This window comes from Pseudomonas sp. PDM17 (genome assembly GCF_014851985.1).
Taxonomy (GTDB): Bacteria; Pseudomonadota; Gammaproteobacteria; order Pseudomonadales; family Pseudomonadaceae; genus Pseudomonas.
On record NZ_JACVAT010000002.1, the window covers coordinates 426797 to 442802 of the forward strand.

Here is a 16006-nt window from a genome sequence, read left to right on the forward strand (position 1 = left end):
TCTCCGTGATGATCGTTAGAAGTTCACGCCCAGGCTCAGCGAGACGAAGTCGCGGTCGGTCATCGTGTTGTATTGGCCGTCGAAGTAGGTCGTGTAGTTGACCGCAGCGGTGTAGGTGTTCTGGTAGTCGGCGTTCAGACCGAGGCTGGCGGCCTTGGCACCTTCCTCGAAGTTCGGCCCGGTGCCTTCCACGTCGTGGGACCAGGCGAGGTTGGGTGAGAGGTTGATGCCGGCGATGGCGTTGGGGTAATCCAGCTGACTGCGGATGCGGTAGTCCCAGGAGTTGGCGGTATAGAAGCCGTGGCTGTTGCACTCTTGCGCGGGATTGCTGGCGTTGGGCAGGCCTACGTTGGTGCCGCGGCAGCTGGCGGCACCGGTAGCACCGGGCAGGATGCCGGAACCGAAGGCGGGGCTGCGGCCGAAGCGCAGATCGGTTCCGTCGGTATCGCCCAGGCCGTTGATACGGTTGTAGCCCACTTCACCGACCACGGTGAGGCGGTCGGCACCCAACACCTGGTTGAACAGCTTGGTCACGGTGGTCTGCACCTGCAGCACCGGCTTGCGGTCGTAGCCGTTGATCGTGTCACCGGCCGGTGTGCCGCTGGAGAAACCGGTGGTGAACAGCGGGGACGGCGAGCTGCGGCCGACCGGGGTCAGGGTGGCGCTGACCAGATCGGCGGTGTTGAGTTGCAACGGCATATTCGGCCGGTAGCTCAGTTCACCGCCCCAGGAAACGCCCGCAAGGTTAGTCGCGAAGCTCAGGCCGTAGAGACGGATGTCCTCGGGGTAATCGATGAAGTACTTGGCGTCCCGGATCGAGGCCAGGGAGTTGGCAGCGCTGGCACTGGGGTTGGTGGTGCGCACGGTGCTGAGGAACGGGCTGCGGCTGTGGTACTTCATGGCGTAAGCGCCAAACTCGGTTTCGTTCAGCTCCGGCACGAACCAGCGCAGGGCGAGGCCGTACTGGCCGCTGTCGCGCGGATCATTGTCCTTGGCGCGGGGGATGTAGGCGTCGTCGCTCATTGCCGCCAGGGCGGCCGCGCCACCGGTGTTGGTCGCGTCACCCGGGGCCAGGTCATAGCCGGCGGTGACGAGGCGGTCGTCGCAGCCTTTGGCCACGCCGTCGGCGCCGAAGAAGGTGCCGCAGTTGTCGGTGACGGTCTTGTCCCATTTGAACTGGTAGAAGGCTTCGGCGGTGATGTTCTCGGTCAGCCCCTGGGAGACGTAGAACATCTGCACCGGCACCAGACCCTCCTTCACCTCTGAACCGGGGCGGCGCAAGGCGGCGACGTCGAGCGGGTTGATCGAGCTGATGCCGTTCTGGATGAAGGTGCTTTCGCCCCAGTTCACCACCTGCTTGCCAAGTCGGACGTTGCCGGGCAGGTCGCCGAGGTTGTAGTTGTGGTAGACGAAGGCGTCGAGGAACATCGCCCCGGAGCTCTTGGCGGCCTGGTCGCGGCCGTGGTCGTCGATGTCGTAGAAGTGCTGGTGGCCGTCCTTGAGTTCGAAGTCATACCAGTACTTGCCACGCAGGAAAGCGCCGCTGTCCCCGTATTTCAACTCGAGGTCGTGCAGGCCCTTGACGATGGTCGAGATGTTCTCGCCGCTCTTGAAGTTCAGGCGGTTGTCGTCGGTGGTGCGAGAGGAGGACTTGCCGCCGTGCACGCCCATCGAGTTGTTGTTCGAGATGAACTGCTTGTCGGGCGCGGTGGTGGACCAGCTGGTGCCGAAGGTCAGCGACGAGTCGAACTTGCCTTCGATTTCCCCGATGTTGAAGTCGACAGCTCCGGCCTGCGAGCCGCAGGTCATGGTGACGGCGATAGCCAGGAGGCGCGGCTGGAACGCGCCGCTCTTTGTTGTTCTTGTAGTCATGCGGTACTCCAATGAAACGCTTGGTGAGTCAGTGGAGTGGCCATGCTAGGGAGTCGAGTGAGGGGCCTGAATTGCCTGTTCAGGTAATTTCGCGGATTACCCGGTGTGCCGGAGACCTGTGGGTGTCGCTGAAGTGACTGGAGCCCGGGCGCCTGAGTAGAGAAAGGTAACTAGAGCTGTCACCGTTCGGATCGAATACCTCGAATGGTTGATGGTGCGACGTCGCAAGGCTGGCAAGGATCGACTGACAGTCAGTCCGGTGTCCGCTCATGACGCTTTCCAGCCTCCTGCCCCTGAAGGTTTCCAGCCCGGCCATTCATCTGCCCCGCGAGCGTCTGAGCGGGCAGGTGCTGGCAGCGCACCGGCTGTGTCTGCTCGAAGCACCGGGCGGCTTCGGCAAGACCGCCTTGCTGCGCGAGAGCCTGGCGCAGCTGCCGGCGGACACCCGCTATGCCTGGCTCGCCCTGCATGGCCGGCCGGTGTCGCCGGCGCAGCTTTCCGGGTTGCTGGCGCGCCAGCTGGGCCTCGGCCGGGAGGCCGCGCCGGAGGTCCTGCTCGATTGCCTGCGCCACGCCTCCGCGCCGCTGTATCTCATCCTCGACGACTATCCGGCCCAGGCATCGGAACTGGATGCCTGGCTGCTCGGCCTGCTGGAGGAGGACGCCCCCGTGCGCTTCTGGGTCAGCGCTCGCCAGCGTCCGTGCTGGCCGTTGGCGCGGCTGTCGCTGGAAGGCGACGTCATCGCGTTGGGGGCGGACAGCCTGGCGCTCACCCGTGAGGAATTCGCCCGCCTGCTGCCGCTGATTGCAGGCAGCCAGTCCGAGGACTTCGCCGATGAACTGTGGGAGGCCACGCTGGGCTGGTGCGCCATGGTGCGGCTGGGATTGCAGGGAAGGGATGATCCGGTCCGGCCGCCGGTGCTCAGGCGCCGCGAGTATGTTCGCGATGATCTCCTGTCGCGCCTGAGCGATGCGCAGCGACACATGCTCAGCGGCATTGCGCACCTGCCCAGGGTGTCTGCCGCCTTGTGCGCAGAGTTCTGGCCGGAGCTGGATGCCAGCCGGCAGTTTGCCTCGCAGTTGCTCTCTCTGGGGATGTTGTCACCCCTGGACGCCGAGGCACGCTGGTGGCACCTGCATCCTGTGGTCGCGCGGGCGCTGGCCGATGAGTTGCCACCCCGCGAGGCCCGACGTCTGCGCCTGCAGGCCTGTCGCTTGCTGCGCGAAGCCGGCTTCGTCGGCGATGCAGTGGAGCTGGCACTGCAGGAAGGGCAGGTGGATACCGCGGCCAGCTATATGGAGCGAGTTCCGTTGGCCTGGCTGTTCGCCGGCCAGCACCTGCACAGCTGGTTGGGTTGGCGCGAGCGGCTTTCGGCGAACCTGCTGGAAAACACGCCTTTTCTTATCTACCTCAATGCCCAGGCGCTGCTCATTGGATGGCGGCTGGATGAGGCGCAGGCCTGCATCGATCGCCTCGGCTGGCACTGGGCACTGAAAGCATCGCTCCGGTGGACATGATCGTCGGGCCGGGCAACGCCTTCGTTGCCGAGGCCAAGCGTCAGTTGTTCGGCCGCGTGGGCATCGACCTGCTGGCCGGTCCGACCGAAACCCTGATCATTGCTGACGAATCCTGCGACGCCGAACTGGCGGTCGCCGACCTGCTCGGCCAGGCCGAGCATGGCCCCAACTCGCCGGCCATCCTGCTGACCAACTGCGAGGCGCTGGCCCGCGCGGTGCCGGCGGAGATCGAACGCCAGCTGGCCAAGCTGGAGACCGCGCCTATCGCCCGGGTAGCCTGGGAGGAGTATGGCGAGATCATCCTCTGCGACACCTATGAAGAAATGGTGCGCGAGGCCGACCGCATTGCCTCCGAGCACGTCCAGGTGATGACCCGCGACCCGGACCATTTCCTCCAGCACATGACCAACTACGGCGCGCTGTTCCTCGGGGCTCGCACCAACGTGTCCTACGGCGACAAGGTCATCGGCACCAACCATACCCTGCCTACCAGCCGGGCTGCCCGTTACACCGGCGGCCTGTGGGTCGGCAAGTTCATCAAGACCTGCACCTACCAGCGCGTGCTTACCGACGAGGCTTCGGCCCTGGTGGGCGAGTACTGCTCGCGCCTGTGCGCCCTGGAAGGCTTCGCCGGACACAAGGAACAGGCCGATATCCGCGTGCGCCGCTACGGCAAGACCCCGGCCGGAGGCCGTGCGCCGGATGCTTTCAGTGAGGGCATCCGGCCAACCCGTTGAATCCCAATCCCTCACCGCTGGAGTCAGAGCGATGAAACCCGTCGTCAGCCTTCGTGAAAGCTACCCGCATTTCCTGTCCATCCCGACCCGCTGGATGGACAACGACGTCTATGGTCACGTCAACAACGTCAATTACTACAGCTACTTCGACACCGTGGTGAACGAGTACCTGATGCGCAAGGAGGTGCTGGATTTCACCGATGGCGAGGTCATCGGCCTGGTGGTTGAAACCCAGTGCAACTACTTCCAGTCCATTGCCTTCCCGGATGTGGTGGACGCCGGTCTGCGGGTGACCAAGCTGGGATCATCCAGCGTGCGCTACGAGATCGGCCTGTTCCGTGAGGGCGAGCGCGAGGCGGCGGCACAGGGCCATTTCGTCCATGTCTATGTCGGCCGCGAGTCGCGCCGGCCAGTGAGTCTGCCGGACGGTTTGCGGCGAGCGCTGCACCTGCTGGTTCCCTGAGTCGCTTTCTGCCGATCAGTGGCCGGGAAAAGCGGAGATCATCCAGGTGATACCGGCGGCGTTGATTGCGGTGAAGACGAGTGCGGTGAGGAACGCCGTGTCCGCCACGTGCAGCATCCGGCGTCCGCGGCGCATGCGGTGGGTGCGCAGGCTCCAGTAGGAGCTGAAGGCTGCGACGAGATAGAACAGCAGGTTCACCGCCACCAGGTCGTCGAAGATCAGGTTCTCCTGACGCAGGGTGATGACCACGCGGATGATGCCGATCACCGTCAGGCATACCCCGACCATGGTGGCGGAAACGGAAAAGATGTGTACGCAGACGTCGTCGTCCAGCGTCGGGGAAGTGGGTTTGTACATTGAGGCTGCATCCCTTGTGAGGTGGCACTTCGGACACAATGGCCAGATCAGGTTATCGCCTGCTTATGCGTGAAAGGGCTGCCCTGACGGACGGAGCATGGTAGAAGAGGTTCTCTTTTTCTCCACCAGCTGACCCCGCCATGATCGACTTCAACAACGTCACCGCCTACCAGCAGCAGACCCGCGTGCTGGACGGCTTCTCCCTACACATCGGCGAAGGCGAGAAGGTCGCCATCCTCGGCCCCAACGGCGCCGGCAAGAGCACTCTGCTCAAGTTGATCAGCCGCGAGCTTTACCCGGTGGATCGCCCGGACAGCTCGCTGAATCTGTTCGGCCTGCAGAACGTCACGCTCTGGGACCTGCGCAGCCGCATCGGCTTCGTCTCCCAGGACCTGCAGGAGGACTACACGCCGTTCACCCAGGCGCTGGATGTGGTGATCTCCGGTTTCTTCGGTGCCATCGGCAGCCATGGCCACCTGCAACCCACACCAGAACAGGTCGAAAAGTCCCGCGAGATGCTCGCCGCCGTGGAGATGGGCGACTATGCCGAACGCATGTTCCAGCGCCTGTCCACCGGCCAGAAGCGTCGCCTGCTGCTGGCCCGCGCACTGATCCACGAGCCCCGCGCACTGATCCTCGACGAGCCGGCCAACGGCCTGGACATGGGCGCCAGCCTACAGATGCTAACCCTGCTGCGGCGCTTCTGCGGGCCTGAGCACGCGATGATCATCACCACCCACCATCTGGACGAGATCATCCCGGAGATCGAGCGCGTGGTGCTGATCGCCAATGGCAAGGTAGTGGCCGACGGGCCAAAGGCCGAGATTCTCACCAGCGAGCACCTGTCGGCCCTGTACCAGGCGCCGCTGAAGGTGACTGAACAGGACGGCTGGTATCGCTGCTGGCATGCCTGACCGAGCGCAGGGGCTTCGCCCGATAGCGAAGCCCCGCTGCATCGTTGCGTGGCTCAGGCTCCGCCACGGAAGCAGGAAAGGCCCCACGCGGTGAGTTTGAACGGAAGGTGATAGTGCTGGTGCGCATCGCCGATGCCGAAGCGGTAGATCAGCTCGTCGAGAAAGGGCGTGTCGGGCAGCGCAGCTCCGGCTGCCCGGTAGAAATCGGCGACCTCCAGGCGCACTTCGTAGACCCCGCTGCCAAACTGCTCGGCGAGCGCCTCCAGCCCTGGCAGCAGGCCTCGCTCATCGATGCGGCCGTGCAGGATGACGCTGCCATCGTACCGCCCCACGCTCAGTTCCAGCCCTTGCGCGACCCGACCGCTGGCGATGTCGACGACATGGATGGACAGGCCGCCATTCATTCCCAGAACCCCACATGGGCCGTCGCGGCTTCGTCCTCCAGCATTGGACCGTGCACGTCGATCACACGCTGGCCACGGGCAAAGACTTCCCGGCAGGGCAGGGAGAAGGTCGGGTTCTCCGGATGTGCGCCAGTCAGGCCCAGCAGCGAGTGCTCGGAGAGCGCGTAGACCACCCGACCGATGCCGGTCCAGTAGATCGCCCCGGAGCACATGCAGCAGGGTTCGGCGCTGGTGTAGAGCGTGCAGTTTGCCAGTTCCTCTGGGCTCAGCTGACGCGCAGCAAGGGCGGCGGCCACCAGTTCGGCGTGCTGGGTTGGGTCGCCTTCGGGCGGCATCGAGTTGTTGCCGGCGCTGGCGATCACCCGGCCCTGGGCGTCGGCTACCAGTGCGGCAAAGGGATGGCGCCCGCGTTCACGGGACTCCTCGGAAAGGCGGATCGACTGGCGCAGCAGGTCGAGGTCGAGATCCGACAGTCCGGCAGGAGTGAGCTTGCTGAAGTGAGTCATGGAAGTTCCTTGGGCAGTGAAGTGGTGCGTGCGCCCGGAGGCGCACGCCGGATGGATCACTCGGTGGCGCTGGCCTGTCCGGCGGGTTCGGCGGTAGCGCTCTTGTCGTTGTTGAGCAGCAGGTTGAGCAGGATGGCGGTAATCGCACCGAGGAAGATGCCGCTCTCCAGCACCAGCTTGAGCGGGCCGCTGGCGTGTTCGAAAAGGGCCGGGAAGGACATCGGCAGTACGCCCACGCTGACCGAAACCGCGACGATGATGCCGTTGCGGGTGCCTTCGAAACGCACGCGGGAGAGTTCCTGGATGCCGGCCACGGTAGTCATGCCGAACATCACGATGGCGCAGCCGCCGAGTACTGGCGTGGGGACTGCTGCGATCAGTGCGCCGAGCTTGGGGAACAGCCCCATCAGCACCATGATTGCGCCGGCGGCGGCGACCACGAAGCGGCTCTTCACGTTGGAAAGGGCGATCAGCCCGGTGTTCTGGGTGAATGCGTTGTAGGGGAAACTGTTGAAAATGCCGCCGAGCAGGGTCGACAGGCCGTCGGCACGGAAGGCATTGCCCAGGGTGCGCTGATCGGTCGGCTTGCCCACCAGCTTGCCGATGGCCAGGCAGTTGCCGGTGGTCTCGGCCATGATCACCAGCATCGCCAGGACCATGATCAGGATCGGTGTGAGGGAGAACTGCGGGACACCGAAGGCCATTGGCGGGCTCAACTCGAACCAGGCCGCTTCGCCCACCTGGCCGAAATGGGTCATGCCGAAGGCAGCAGCGAGCAGGCTGCCGGCGACCAGCCCGATCAGCACACTCAGATTGCCGATAAACCCTGAGAAACGCGCATAGATCACCAGGGTGATCGCCACCGTGGCCATCCCCAGCAACAGGTTGGCCGGTTTGCCGAAGTCCTCCGATCCCGGGTTGCCGCCGCCCAGCCAGATAGCGGCGGCGGGCATCAGCGAGATGCCGATGATGGTGATCAGGCTGCCGATGACCACCGGCGGAAAGAACCGCAACATCCGGCTGAACACCGGCGCGATGGCGATGGTGATGGCGCCGGCGGCGATCACCGCGCCGAACACTTCCTGCAGGCCGAACTGCTTGCCGATCATGATCATCGGCGCCAGGGCGATGAAGGAGCAGCCCTGGATCAACGGCAGGCGAGCGCCGAAGCGCCAGAAGCCGAGGGTCTGGATCAGCGTGGCGATGCCGGAGGTGAGCAGGTTGGCGTTGATCAGCGTGACGATCTGCGCCTGGGTCAGGCCCAGGGCGTTGCCAAGGATGAGCGGCACGGCGACGGCGCCGGCGTACATCACCAGGACGTGCTGCAGGCCGAAGGTGAAGAGCTGCCGCAGGGGCAGGATCTCGTCCACCGGGTGAACGCGGGTAAGGCTCATGTCATGAATCTCCTGAAGGTGCGGCTCTTGTTGTTATTACGGGCGCCCGGAGTGACACGCAGCACAGTGGTCGGGGGCAGCTGCTGCCGATGTCGGAAGGAATATTCCTGCGAAATAAGCGATGGAACAAATGAATAACCATCGCTAGCATCGATAGATCGAAGGGAGATCAGCCATGCGCTTTTCGCTGGAGCAGTTGCAGGTGTTCGTCACGGCGGTCCAGGCCGGGTCCTTTTCCGCCGCGGCGCGGCGTCTGGGGCGGACGCAGTCCACGGTCAGCGCGGCGATCGCCAATCTGGAGACGGACCTGGGCGTGGAACTGTTCGACCGCTCCAGCCGCATCCCGGCTCTCACCGCTGCCGGCCGCAAGCTGTTGCTGCAGGCAGAGGCGGTACTGGAGCGCTGCTATGCGCTGGAGGGCAGCGCCGACAGCCTGGCGGAGCAGGTCGAGCCTTTGCTCACCCTGGCCATCGAAGTGCCCTACGGTTCACTGATCCCGGTGCTGCGCGAATTCGACGCCGCATTCCCCTTCGTCGACCTGCTGATCCGCCACCCCGTGCACGGTGATGTCAGCGAGTTGGTGCTCAAGGGGGAGGCTGACCTCGGCGTGGCGTTCTCCCAGCCGGAGTACCCACAGGAGCTGGCCTTCCAGCAACTGGGCAAACTGATCATGGCCCACGTCTGCCATGCGCAGTTCGCGCTGGCACAGCGCGAACGGGTTGGCTTCGCGGACCTGCATGCGCACCGTCGGCTGGCCTTCGTCGCCCATGCCCACAAGCTGCCCAGCAGCGAATACCTTCGCGCCGCCCAGGTCTGGCAGGCAGAGAGTTACCTCGCGCTGGTGGAAATGGTCCGTGCCGGCCTCGGCTGGGCAACCCTGCCGAGGCAATTGATCCAGCGCGAGCTGGCGGCGGGCGAACTGGTGGAGTTGCAGCTGGAGGCCTACCCGCACACGGACTGGCTGGTGGGCGTCGACCTGCTCTGGCAACGCCGGCGTCAACCGGGCAAGGCCGAGCGCTGGCTGCGCGAGTGCCTGCAGCGCAGCAAGGTGTTCGAGCTGGATCGGCGCGGCGTGTCCACGACCTTGTGATGGCGTCTGCGGCTAAAGCAGTCGATCGGTTGCGCCCGTCAGACTTTCAGCGGCCCCGCGCCTGACGCTGGGCGTGCATCGCGCGTATGCGCTCTTCCCACTGGATGCGTTCGAGCTCTGGCAGAGCGTTCCACCATTGGCTCACCGTGCGGTTGCTGTAGGGCTCCAGCCAATCGGACCAAGGCGCGATCTGCGCCTGCGGGAAGCCGTTGTCGCGCCCGCGCAGGTAGTGGTCGAAGAAGCCCAGAACCAGCGCCGCCGGTGCCTCGATCAGAACGTCGGTGGGTGCGCTGCCAATGAGCTTGTCGCGCAGTGGACGGCGCATGTACAGCGCATTGTCGGTGAGGCCCGCATGCAGGGCGTCGCGCAGTACCAGGCGATGGATGCGCGGGTTCTGCCCGGCGTGTTGCAGGTTCTCGTAGGAGAAGTCGTTGAAGCTGCGCGGCCGGGACGGCGGCGTGAGGCCGAGCATGCGGTAGAACAGCGACAGGTCCGAATGCAGCATCAGCAGCGGCACTGGCAGGTCCTTGTCAAAGGGCAGGAAGTCGAAGTCGCCACCGTCCAGATTCACCGCCGCCGCGCAGCGCTTGTCCACCAGGCAGACGGCGCCGCTGGTGGAGCCGCCGAAGGACATGCCCATCTCGCCGGTACGGGTGAAGTCGCTGGCGGCCACCAGGTCGGCCACATTCGGCGGCACTTCGCCGGCCTGCAGGCGGTCGTGGACGAACAGCCGGTCGGCCAGCCAGACCGGTGCGCTGAGGTGGATGGCGCGGTCGGCTGGCGGCGTGGTTTCGGTGGCGAAACGCAACTGGCCGTCGAGGCGGCGGGCCAGGTCGTCCTCGCCGTAGCCTTGCAGCAGAAGCGGCGAGAAGCCGTGTTCGAAGGCGTAGCGCAGGTGTTCGTAGAGTGCCGGGTCAGTCGGTGCTACCTCGCCGTTGGGGAACTGTGTGGGAGACGCGTCACCGGTGTGCTGCACGGAATAGACCGCGTAACCGTTGCTCGCCAGCTCCTCCATGATCCGCCCGTTCATGCCGGCGAACGAGCCATAACCATGGCTGTAGAACACCACCGGCAGGCGACCCAGGTCGGCGCGAAGCGGCGCGTTCCCAAAAGAGTTGGTCCGCAGATGACGCAAGTACGTGAGCAGGGGCGGGAAATGGAACAGCTCGCCGAAGCCGCGCGCGGTGCTGCGCGATTCGGCGGCGCTGAAGTAATTGCGTGGTTCGCTGCCCGCCACCGGCCGGGCTGGATACCAGACCCGCACCAGCAGGCGCCGGGCCTTGCCGGCAGGCGCGCCGAGCACTCCGGTACGGCTGGCGTCGACCAGTTCGAAGTCGCGTACGCCGACCTGATAGGCCCCGCCCGGCTTGGGCAGAGGCGAAACCGGGAAGCAGTACAGCGCGGCGACCGCCACGCCCGTCAGCAGGGTGAAAAACAGCCCCGACCAGAGCGGGAGCCGCGCCGGACGCTTGCGCCGCACCAGCAGGGCCAGCACCAGCAGCAGGGCGACCACGGCGCCGGCACCCGCCTGCCATCGGTCGTCCCATACGTCATATAGCGCCGTGACCAGAGCGAGCAGGGCGGCGACCATTGCCAGGGCCCGACGCCGCAGCCACCAACCCAGCAATGCAATAGCGAGAAGGGCCAGCAGCACGACGTCCGCAATAGTCATGCAGTGGCGCTCTTGCGCGGCAGCACGGTCCAGGCGACGCCGAACAGCAGCAGCGCGGCGACCAGTACATAGGGTGCGCGGCTATCCAGCTGGTGCAGCAGGGTGCCCAGCAGTGGGCCGCTGATCATGCCCAGACCATGCACGGCCACGAGGCTACCCGCTGCGGCACCCTGTTCGTCGGCTTCCACGGCATTGGCGTTGAGCGCCGAGACGGCAGGGAAGACCCAGCCCATACCGGCGGCAGCGACGAAGCAAGAGGCATAGAGCATCCAGGGCGCCATGGCGAAGCACACCGTGGCGAAACCCAGCGCGGAGACAGTGCCGCCAACGCCGATCAGGCGCAGCGGCGCCCAGTTCAGCTTGCGCACCAGCATCTGCGCGCAGATCAGCGCCACGCCCACCGAGGTGAGCGCGATGCCGGCGACGCGGGCGGCATCGGCCGGTGGCAGCTGCAGGCGGTCGAGGGCGAAGAAGCCGACGGTCATCTGCGCCACGGTCACGCAGACCATGGCGATGAAGCCCAGGGTGAGCGAGCGGCGCAGGCGCTTGTCGCTGATCGCCAGCGCCGGGCCCTTGCGTTCGCTGACGCGCTGGCTATCGGGCAGCCAGCGCCACAGAACGGCGAACGCCAGCAGCGGCAGCAGGCAGGTGAGCAGCAGCGGCAGGGCCAGACCGAGCATGGCCAGCAGACCGGCGAAGCTCGGGCCGACCACCATGCCTACGGCACTCGCGGCACCCAATCCGGCCATGGCCGAAGCGCGCTTGTCCGCGCTCACATGGTCCGCGACCAGCGCCGCCGAGCAGGCTGGCACGGCCGCATAGAAACCGCCCGCCAACCCCCGCAGTGCGACGATGCCGATGAAGGCGGGCAGCGGTGACATCGAGGTATTCAGTGCCAGCGCCATGAAAGCGCAGAGCAGCGCGTAGGTCACCGCGAAGCCGGCCAGGCCGCTGAGCAGCACGCGGCGGCGGCCGAGTCGGTCGCTGGCGATACCCCATACGCGCGCCATGAGCATCCACGCAATGCCGCCGACTGTGACCGTCATCCCCGCCTGCCAGGGCGCCAGGCCCAGGGTGCGCGCCACCGGGCCGATCAGCGCGACGAAGGACATCACCGCCACCGTGCAGACGAAGGTCTCGAACATCAGCGGGCGCAGGTTGAGGGTGGGCGCCTGGGGCGGCATGGCGGTCATTTCAGCGTGGCTCCTTGGGACGACGGGGCATTCTCATCCATACAAAGACGATCAGCAGCAGCGGAACACCAAGGGAAATCCACGACAGCAGGTCGAAAACCCCATCGCCCAGCAGCGCCGAGAGCAGCCCGAAGGTGCTCAGCACGGCCAGCGCGACGGGCCAGCGGAAGATCATCCAGAGTCCGCGTCTCATGCCTTTGCCTCCGTCGCCAGGCCGCCGGAATCCAGTTCCGCCAGGCGCTTCTCGATGGGCGTACGGCGCCTGCCGAGCCACAGGTACAGGCCGCTGGCGAGGATGACGATGCTGACGATATCCAGCAGTGCCCAGACGATCTTCAGCGGCATGCCGCCGTAATCGCCGAAGTGCAGTGGCTGGGATAGCAGCAGGGTCTTCACGTACAGCGGCATTTCGCGCATGTCGGTCAATTCGCCGGTTTCGGCATCCACCAGCGCGGGCTTGAGCAGGCGTTCGGTCAGCGGCGTGTTGCCACGCATGAATACCGCGTAATGGTGCTGGCTGCTGAACTGTGTGCCGGGGAAACCGACGAAGCTTGGCTTCATGTCCGGCGCCGCCTGGCGGGCGGTTTCGATGGCCTTGTGCAGCGAGCCGAGCTGTTCCAGCGGCGGCAAGTCCTTGTAGGGCGCGGTCATCTCGGCCAACTGGCCGCCTTGCCAGAGCATGAGGATCGGCAGCGCCAGGGTGTTGATCACTCCAGTGACGCCCACCACCAGCACCCAGGCGAGAGTGACGATACCCAGCACGTTGTGCAGGTCCAGCCACTTCAGTCGAGAGCTGCGCTGCGAGCGCACGGTGGCGAAGTCCAGCTTGCGCATGAAGGGCGTGTAGACCACCACGCCGGACACCAGCGAGGCCACCAGCAGCAGCCCCATGAAACCCAGGAACAGGTAGCCGGGCAGGCCCATGAACAGGTCGGTGTGCAGCTTGAGCATGATGTACATGAAGCCGCCCGGTGGTGGCAGCGGATCGAAAAACTCCCCGGTGCGAGCGTCGAACGGCTGGATGTGGCCGTTCTCCGGCGGCGGCACCAGGGTCGGAGCGGTGAGGACCGCGCCCAGCGGATCGTCCTGCTCCCAGAACACGAAGCGCACCACTTCGCCGGGCCGCTTGGCCAGGGCGCGAGCCACCACGTCGTCGTAGTCGATCTTCGGCGACTGCTCGGTGAGCGGCTTGAGCTCCGGGTGTGGCTCGAAGTAGTGCTCGATCTCTTCGTGGAAGATCAGCGGCAGGCCCGTGAGGCAGAGCATCAGCAGGAATACCGTGGAGATCAGGCTGGTCCACTTGTGCACCAGGTACCAGGTGCGGAGGGCTTTGGCGGTCATCGTCAGGCTCTTTCTTCGTTAGAAGTCCACGCTCGCGGACAACTGCAGGGTGCGTCCCTCGCCCAGGTACAGGTACCCGGCGGTGGAAGTGCCCCAGTAGTCCTTGTCGAACACGTTATCCAGGTTGGCGCGCAACACCACCGGCTTGCCGAGAGTGTCGAAGCGGTAACGCGCGCCCAGGTCCAGGCGCCACCAGTCGGGGATGCTCAGGCTGTTGGCCTGGTCCACGTACTGCTCGTCGGTGTAGATCGTGCGGGCGGTGACGGTCAGACCGGGCACCTGGGTGATGTCGTACTCGCCGCCGAGGTTCAGCTGCTTGCGCGGCACGCCGATGCCATCGTTGCCGTCGTACTGGCCGTCCTGGGTCTTGGTCAGCTTGGCCTGGGTATAGGACGCGCCGCCGAGAAGGCGCACGCCTTCGGTTACCTCGCCGAAGAGGCTCAGTTCAAGGCCACGGTTGCGCTGTTCTCCACCTCGGGTGAAGCGACCGCTGTCGTTGACGCTGTTCGGGCGCTTGATCTCGAACGCGGCCAGGGTCGCGCCGAAGCCGTCCCACTCGCCCTTGATGCCGACTTCCTTCTGTTTGGAGACATAGGGCGAGAGCATTTCACCGGCGTTGATGCTGCCGATGGGGGCGGTTTCGCCCGGGCTCAGGCCCTCGATGTAGTTGGCATAGAGCGAAATGTTTTCCCACGGCTTGACCACGATGCCGCCCATGGGTGTGGTCTCTTCCTCGTCGTAGCCGTCGCCCACCGGAGTGCCGACGTTCATCTCGAAGTTCTGCGATTCCACGCGCTGCTTGCGCGCCCCGAGGGTCAGTTCGACGCGGCCGTCGAGGATCGACAAGGTGTCGGCCAGCGCGTAGCTGGTGAGGGTCTGGGCCGTGTACTTCTGCACATTCTTCGGGTAGCCGTCCGTGCTCGGCGTGCCTTCGTAGACCGGGTTGTAGATATTCGACGCGCGTGACGGGAAGGCGGTGTAGAGGAAGAAGATGTCCGAGTTCTGCACCACGCGGGTCGCGCCGAAGTTCAGCCGGTGCTCCACCGGCCCGGTGTTGAAGGTGCTGCGCAGGCCCGCCTCGGCAGAGTGCGAGCCAACGTCGTAGACCTGCCAGGCCGGGCTGGAAACGAAGTCGCCGTCGTTGCCCATGAGCACCGGGTTGCCGGCCAGCGCATCCATCTCGCTGCGCCGGTCGCCATAGCCGGCGTAGCCGGTCAGCCAGTCAGTGAGGTCGTATTCGCCGCGCACCACCAGGGTCCGGTCGATCATTTCGGAATCGCCGTAGCCGGGGTAGTTCAGGTCGTTGTCCGGGGCGTGGGGAATCTTCGTCACACCGGGGCCGACGGAGAACTGGCGGACCACGTTGGTGATGTCCTCGCGCTGCCAGATGTAGTCGGCGGACAGGCGCAGGCGCTCGCCGGCGTAGTCCAGGCCAAGGGAGCCCAGGCCGTCTTCCAGTTCCTGTTTGTCGATGGTGGTGTCGCCATTGCGGTACACGCCGTTGAAGCGCACGCCGAATTCCTTGTTCTCACCGAAGCGACGGCCGACGTCGACATGGGTTCCGAACACCGAATCCGACAGGTAGTCCATGGTCACGCGAGTCAGCGGTTCGTCGCCGGCGCGCTTGGTCACCAGATTCACCGCGCCACCGACGTTGCCGCTGGGAGGCATGCCGTTGAGCATGGTGCTCGGGCCCTTGACCACCTCCACGCGTTCGGCCATTTCCACTGGGACGCGGAAGAATGGCGCCAGGCCGTACATACCGTTGAGTGCGACGTCCGCGCTGACCACCGGGAAGCCGCGCAGGGAGAAGTCCTCGTTGAGGTTGGTGCGCGCACTACCGATCTGCGCCGATGGCTCATTGCTCAGTACATCGGCGACGCTGCGCGCTTGCTGGTCCTGGATAGTCTTCTCGGTGTAGCTGGTGATGCTGAAGGGCGCATCCATCAGGTCAGTGTTGCCCAGCAGACCGAGGCGTCCCCCGCGCGCCACCTGGCCGCCGGTGTACTCGGCGGGCAGGTCTTCAGGGCCGGCGGCCTGGCCGGTGATCAGCGAAGGCTGCATCTGCAGGGCATCGGGGCTGGGCGAACGGATCAGAGTGAAAGTGCCGTCGCCGCGCTGCTCCAGTTCCAGGCCGCTGTCTTGCAGCAGCCGCTCCAGGGCGCTTCGGGTCGAGTAGTCGCCGCTCAGGCCAGGGCTCTGCAAGCCGTCGGTCAGCGTCGGGTCGAAGGACAGGTGCACGCCGGTCTCGGCGGCAAACGATGCCAGGGCGCGACCCAAGGGACCGGGGGCGATGCTGTAGCTGCGCACTTCGCTGGCAGCCGGCGCGGCCGTCACTGGCGTCGCCACGGCAACCGCCAGGGAGAAGAGGGCGGTGCGTACCGCCAGGGAAAGCGAAGAGGGTTGCGCGTGTCGATTGCTGGACATGGACGGGGTACCTTCGGGCCTCTGCGGGCTTCGTGTCGGGAGATGTTCCCCTGTCGCCAGCTGAAGTGAGAAAAAGTCTCACTTCTTTTTGAAAATATTTTGCATCAACGCCCGGCGCT

At 65.5% G+C, this 16006-nt stretch carries 14 protein-coding genes and 1 pseudogene; 5 read left to right on the forward strand and 10 right to left on the reverse strand.

Annotation, left to right across the window (positions count from 1 at the left end; genetic code table 11):
* Positions 1 to 15 precede the first annotated feature (15 nt).
* The gene (locus IB256_RS07730) at positions 16 to 1872 is read right to left on the reverse strand and encodes a DUF1302 domain-containing protein (RefSeq protein ID WP_192401986.1); all 1857 of its coding nucleotides are present in this window, start codon (positions 1870 to 1872) and stop codon (positions 16 to 18) included.
* A 269-nt stretch (positions 1873 to 2141) separates the two neighbouring features.
* Between IB256_RS07730 and IB256_RS07735 the strand changes: the two genes are divergently transcribed.
* From IB256_RS07735 to IB256_RS07745, 3 genes and pseudogenes are all read left to right on the forward strand, one after another.
* On the forward strand, positions 2142 to 3389 hold the full coding sequence (locus IB256_RS07735) for a hypothetical protein (RefSeq protein WP_192401988.1): 1248 nt from the start codon (positions 2142 to 2144) through the stop codon (positions 3387 to 3389).
* Positions 3350 to 4126 (forward strand): annotated as a pseudogene (gene hisD, locus IB256_RS07740) (histidinol dehydrogenase); the annotation flags it as partial. The gene IB256_RS07735 and the pseudogene hisD, both read left to right, overlap by 40 nt.
* Before the next feature lie 31 nt (positions 4127 to 4157).
* Positions 4158 to 4589, forward strand: a complete 432-nt coding sequence (locus IB256_RS07745; protein WP_192294721.1) for an acyl-CoA thioesterase — start codon at positions 4158 to 4160, stop codon at positions 4587 to 4589.
* A gap of 15 nt (positions 4590 to 4604) precedes the next feature.
* On the opposite strand, the gene IB256_RS07750 is transcribed toward IB256_RS07745, so the two are convergent.
* Positions 4605 to 4946, reverse strand: a complete 342-nt coding sequence (locus IB256_RS07750; RefSeq protein WP_192294720.1) for a hypothetical protein — start codon at positions 4944 to 4946, stop codon at positions 4605 to 4607.
* A 140-nt stretch (positions 4947 to 5086) separates the two neighbouring features.
* Here IB256_RS07750 and IB256_RS07755 point away from each other — a divergent pair, with 140 nt between their 5' ends.
* Complete coding sequence (locus IB256_RS07755; protein ID WP_192294719.1) at positions 5087 to 5860, forward strand: ABC transporter ATP-binding protein; 774 nt, start codon at positions 5087 to 5089, stop codon at positions 5858 to 5860.
* Positions 5861 to 5913: 53 nt separating this feature from the next.
* Here IB256_RS07755 and IB256_RS07760 read toward each other — a convergent pair whose 3' ends face one another.
* From IB256_RS07760 to IB256_RS07770, 3 genes are read right to left on the reverse strand one after another with little or no spacing between them, the layout of a single operon-like run.
* Positions 5914 to 6264 (reverse strand): hydroxyisourate hydrolase, encoded by a 351-nt coding sequence (locus IB256_RS07760; protein WP_192294718.1) that lies wholly within the window; start codon positions 6262 to 6264, stop codon positions 5914 to 5916.
* Positions 6261 to 6770: a nucleoside deaminase gene (locus tag IB256_RS07765; RefSeq protein WP_192294717.1), complete on the reverse strand. Its 510-nt coding sequence runs from the start codon at positions 6768 to 6770 to the stop codon at positions 6261 to 6263. The genes IB256_RS07760 and IB256_RS07765 overlap by 4 nt, the downstream gene beginning before the upstream one ends.
* A gap of 56 nt (positions 6771 to 6826) precedes the next feature.
* A complete protein-coding gene (locus IB256_RS07770) occupies positions 6827 to 8164 on the reverse strand; it encodes a nucleobase:cation symporter-2 family protein (RefSeq protein ID WP_192294716.1) in 1338 nt (445 codons plus the stop codon).
* 175 nt (positions 8165 to 8339) lie between these two features.
* Here IB256_RS07770 and IB256_RS07775 point away from each other — a divergent pair, with 175 nt between their 5' ends.
* Entirely contained in the window at positions 8340 to 9254 is a 915-nt protein-coding gene (locus IB256_RS07775; RefSeq protein ID WP_192401990.1) for a LysR family transcriptional regulator, read from the forward strand.
* 46 nt (positions 9255 to 9300) lie between these two features.
* Here IB256_RS07775 and IB256_RS07780 read toward each other — a convergent pair whose 3' ends face one another.
* Genes IB256_RS07780 through IB256_RS07800 form a run of 5 tightly spaced genes read right to left on the reverse strand, consistent with a single transcriptional unit; the run spans position 9301 to position 15887 of the window.
* A complete protein-coding gene (locus tag IB256_RS07780) occupies positions 9301 to 10926 on the reverse strand; it encodes a hypothetical protein (RefSeq protein ID WP_192401992.1) in 1626 nt (541 codons plus the stop codon).
* Positions 10923 to 12119, reverse strand: a complete 1197-nt coding sequence (locus IB256_RS07785; protein WP_192294714.1) for an MFS transporter — start codon at positions 12117 to 12119, stop codon at positions 10923 to 10925. Before IB256_RS07785 ends, IB256_RS07780 begins: the two co-directional genes overlap by 4 nt.
* Position 12120: 1 nt before the next feature.
* The gene (locus IB256_RS07790) at positions 12121 to 12312 is read right to left on the reverse strand and encodes a hypothetical protein (protein ID WP_138216809.1); all 192 of its coding nucleotides are present in this window, start codon (positions 12310 to 12312) and stop codon (positions 12121 to 12123) included.
* Positions 12309 to 13460, reverse strand: coding sequence for a PepSY-associated TM helix domain-containing protein (locus IB256_RS07795; RefSeq protein WP_192401994.1), 1152 nt, complete (start codon positions 13458 to 13460; stop codon positions 12309 to 12311). The genes IB256_RS07790 and IB256_RS07795 overlap by 4 nt, the downstream gene beginning before the upstream one ends.
* Positions 13461 to 13478: 18 nt before the next feature.
* Positions 13479 to 15887: a TonB-dependent receptor gene (locus tag IB256_RS07800; RefSeq protein WP_225601669.1), complete on the reverse strand. Its 2409-nt coding sequence runs from the start codon at positions 15885 to 15887 to the stop codon at positions 13479 to 13481.
* Positions 15888 to 16006 lie beyond the last annotated feature (119 nt).